This window comes from Streptomyces sp. NPDC005899, from assembly GCF_040629645.1.
In the GTDB taxonomy this organism is placed as follows: domain Bacteria; phylum Actinomycetota; class Actinomycetes; order Streptomycetales; family Streptomycetaceae; genus Streptomyces.
On record NZ_JBEXWB010000484.1, the window covers coordinates 1 to 3,753 of the forward strand.

At 75.5% G+C, this 3,753-nt stretch carries 3 protein-coding genes and 1 pseudogene; all 4 read left to right on the forward strand.

Going from position 1 to position 3,753, the window contains the following annotated elements; genetic code table 11:
- Positions 1 to 91: 91 nt before the first annotated feature.
- Positions 92 to 991 (forward strand): annotated as a pseudogene (locus ABZ371_RS30245) (O-antigen ligase family protein); the annotation flags it as partial.
- A gap of 95 nt (positions 992 to 1,086) precedes the next feature.
- A complete protein-coding gene (locus tag ABZ371_RS30250) occupies positions 1,087 to 2,616 on the forward strand; it encodes a lipid II flippase MurJ (RefSeq protein WP_358685596.1) in 1,530 nt (509 codons plus the stop codon).
- Positions 2,606 to 3,379, forward strand: coding sequence for a polysaccharide deacetylase family protein (locus ABZ371_RS30255; RefSeq protein WP_358685592.1), 774 nt, complete (start codon positions 2,606 to 2,608; stop codon positions 3,377 to 3,379). Before ABZ371_RS30250 ends, ABZ371_RS30255 begins: the two co-directional genes overlap by 11 nt.
- A partial coding sequence (locus tag ABZ371_RS30260) for a glycosyltransferase (RefSeq protein ID WP_358685594.1) occupies positions 3,376 to 3,753 on the forward strand: 378 nt, incomplete at its 3' end. The genes ABZ371_RS30255 and ABZ371_RS30260, both read left to right, overlap by 4 nt.

The following is a 3,753-nucleotide window of genomic DNA, read 5'->3' on the forward strand; positions in this document are numbered from 1 at the left end:
CCGCCACGGACGCGCACACCGTGCGGATCGTCACCGCGCACGCCGACCCGCTCCTGCCCCAGCGGCTCGCCAACCCCTCCCTCGCGATCCTGTCCACCAGTACGCCACCGGTTCCGGCGCCTCCTACATGGGCGAGGAGGTCCGGGCCGTCGGCACGTTCGGTGCCGGTGACGTGATGGGGATGGCCACGGTCGTGGGCTACGGGCTGCTCGCGGCGGCCGCCCTCGCCCTCGCCGCCCCCGCGGGCGCCCCGCGGTGGCTGAGGCCCTGTGCCCTCGTGTCCGCCGTCCTGCTGGCCGTTCCGCTCGCCCTGTCGTTCAGCCGGGGGGCCTGGATCGCGACGGTCGCGGGGATGGCGGCCGTGCTCGCCCTGACGGGGCTGCGGCAGGCCGTGCGCGCCCTGGCGGTGCTGGGCGCCGCCGGGGTGGTGCTCGTCGGCGGTTTCGGGGTGGGGTCCGAGATGGTCTCCCAGCGGCTCGCCAGCATCACCGAGGTGACCAGCGCCCCCGACCGCTCGGTCAACGACCGGTACACCATGTGGGCGGCCGCGGCCGGCATGTGGCGGGAGCATCCCGTGGCGGGGGTGGGGCTGAAGGGTTTCCCCGCGCACCGGGACGCACATGCCTCGATCGCCCTGTCCTCCGGCGGCGACACCGCGGGGGCGGGGCAGGAGTTCCGCAGGCAGCCGCTGCTCTCCCCCCACAACATGTACCTGCTCGTCCTCGCCGAGCAGGGCCTCGTCGGTCTCGTGGCGCTGGCCGGTTCCTGGGCCGCGCTGCTGGTGGGCGGCGTCCGCAGGCTCGTCCTCGCGCGGGCCCGGGGCTCCTCGGCCCTGGACTGCGGTCTGGCCGCCGTCGGCCTGATGACCTGGCAGACCGTCGACTTCCTGTACGCCGACATCGGCGGCCCCTCCACCGTCCTCACCGGGATCGTGCTCGGTCTGGCCGCGTGGTGGGCACTGGCCGTGCCGGAGAGGGGGACGGCCCGGTGAGCGGCACCGTCACGGACGAAGCCGGGAAGACCGCGGCCCCCCGGGAGTCCGCGCATGACGCCTCCCCCCGGCCCGGACGGTTCCTCGCCCGGGCGGTGGCGGGGGCCGGCGGGCTGACGGTGGTCGCCGCCGTGCTGGGGCTCGTCAGGGACCAGGCCGTCGCCCGCCTGTTCGGTGCCAGTCACGCGAGCGACGCGTTCCTGATCGCCTGGACCGTGCCGGAGATGGCGGCCACGCTGCTCATCGAGGACGGCATGGCCCTGCTGCTCGTGCCGGCCTTCAGCCACGCGCTGACCCGGCGCGCGGCCACCGGTCACCGGGGGGACCCGGTCCGGGCCCTGGTCGCGGGCACCCTGCCTCGCCTCTCCGCCGCGCTCGCCTGCCTGGGGGCGCTGCTGGCCGCCGGAGCACCCTGGGCCGTCGGTGTGCTGGCGCCCGGTCTGCGGGACCCCGCGCTCGCCGTGGACTGCACGCGGCTGACGGCCGTCACGGTGTTCACGTTCGGTGTCACCGGGTACTTCAGCGCGGCTCTGCGGGCGCACGGCCATTTCCTGGCGCCCGCCGGGGTCTACATCGCGTACAACATCGGCATCATCACCACGACGCTCGCGCTGCACTCCCTGTGGGGCGTGCGGGCAGCCGCCGCCGGGGTCGCCGTCGGCAGCGTGCTGATGATCCTCACCCAGCTGCCCACGTTCGTGCGGCTGGTCCTGCGCGGGCGGGCGCGCGCCCCACGGCGCCGGGGTGAGCCCGAGGGCGTCACCGCCCTGCTCGGCGCGACCGTCCTCGCCCCGGTCGTGCTCTTCGTGATGAGCCGTCAGTCGCAGGTCCTGGTCGAGCGGTTCCTGGCCTCGTCGCTCTCCGAGGGGGCGATCTCCCACCTGAACTACGCGCAGAAAGTCGCGCAGCTGCCGATGGTGCTGGCGATGATGATCTGCACGGTGACCTTCCCGGTGGTCGCACGGGCCATGGCGGCCGGGGACCACGAGGGCGCCCGCCGCCGGGTCGGACGCGACCTCGCGCTGGCCGGGACGGTCGTGCTGCTGGGCACGGCACTGGTGGTCGGCCTGGCGCCGGAGATCGTCGAGGTGCTGTTCCAGCGCGGCGCGTTCGACGCCGCCGACACCGCGGCGACGGCCGGGGTCATGCGCGTGTACGCCCTCGGGCTGCTCGGCCACACGCTGGTCGGGGCGCTCTGCCGGCCGTACTTCTCGGCCGGCAGGCCGACCTGGTTCCCGCTCCGGGCGATGGCCGCCGGGCTGCTCGTCACGACGGGGTGCGGACTGCTCCTGACCGGCCCGTGCGGCGCCGAGGGCATCGCCGCGGCCAACGCCCTGGGCATCAGTACGACGGCGGTGCTGATGCTGCTGGGCCTGCGGGCGCACGCGGTCGCCGTACGGGCGGGTGCGGTCGCCCTCTCCCTGCTCAGGCCCGCGCTCGCGGCGGCCGTGGCGGGGCTCGCCGGCTCCCTCACCGCGTCCTCGGTGCCCGGCCCGCTGCCCGCTCTGGCAGCGGGCTGCCTCGTCGTCCCGGCCTCGTTCCTCCTCACCTGTCTCGCGCTCGGAGCTCCCGAAGCCCTCCATCTGCTGGCCCTCGTCCGACAGAGGTTCCCCCATGGCCGCTGACACGTCCGCGCCCCCCGCCCGCCCGCTCCCTCCCGGTCCCCGGCCCTGGATCCTCACCTACCACTCGGTGAGCGACCCGGAGGACGACCCGTACGGCATCACCGTCTCGGCCGACCGCCTCGACGAACAGCTGTCCCGGCTCCGGCGCCGCGGCCTCCTGGGGGTCGGCGTCGCGGAGCTGATGCGGGCAGGTGGCACCGGGCGGCGCGGGCTCGTCGGGCTGACGTTCGACGACGGGTACACCGACTTCCTCGACGAGGCGCTGCCGGTGCTGCTCGGTCACGGGTGCACGGCGACGGTCTTCGTCCTCCCCGGGCGGGCCGGCGGCACCAACACCTGGGATCCGCTCGGGCCCCGCAGGCCCCTGCTCACCGAGGACGGCATCAGGGCCGTCGCCGGAGCGGGCATGGAGATCGGTTCGCACGGCATGTTCCACCGGGACCTGACGGCCCTGCCGGACGACGCCCTGGACCGCGAGACGCACGGCAGCCGTGCGGAGCTCCGCCGCATCACCGGGAGCGCCCCGGCCGGCTTCTGCTATCCCTACGGCACGGTGGACCGGCGGGTACTGCGGTCGGTCCGCGAGGCGGGGTACGCGTACGGCTGCGCCCTCGTCCCCGGCCCCCTGGCGGGCCCGCTCGCCCTTCCCCGCACCCATGTCAGCCACGCCGACCGGGGCGCCCGCCTCCGGGCCAAGGAGCTGCGGCACCGGCTGCGCCACCGGCCCGCCCCCGTCCGCCTGCCCCTGGGCGGGGCCCGATGAAGGTGCTGCACGTCATCACCGGCCTGGGCGTGGGCGGGGCGGAGCAGCAGCTGCGCCTGGTGCTGCGTCACCTCCCGGCGCGCTGCGACGTCGTGACGCTCACCAACCCCGGGGCGGTCGCCGACGGACTGCGTGCCGACGGCGTGGACGTCCGCGACCTGGCGATGCGCGGCAACCGGGACCTGAGCGCCGTGCCCAGGCTGGCCCGGCTCATCCGGCGCGGGGCGTACGACCTCGTCCACACGCACCTGTACCGGGCGTGCGTCTACGGCCGTGTCGCGGCACGGCTCGCGGGGACGGTTCTTTCCCGTGGGCCACTCCCCCAGCGTCGGCATGGGAGGCTTCCTGCTCCAGGGTGGTATCGGCTGGAACTG

Coding starts and splice junctions, on each gene's coding strand:
- ABZ371_RS30255 (WP_358685592.1), top strand. CDS start 2,606: ATGGCCGCTGACACGTCCGCGCCCCCCGCCCGCCCGCTCCCTCCCGGT.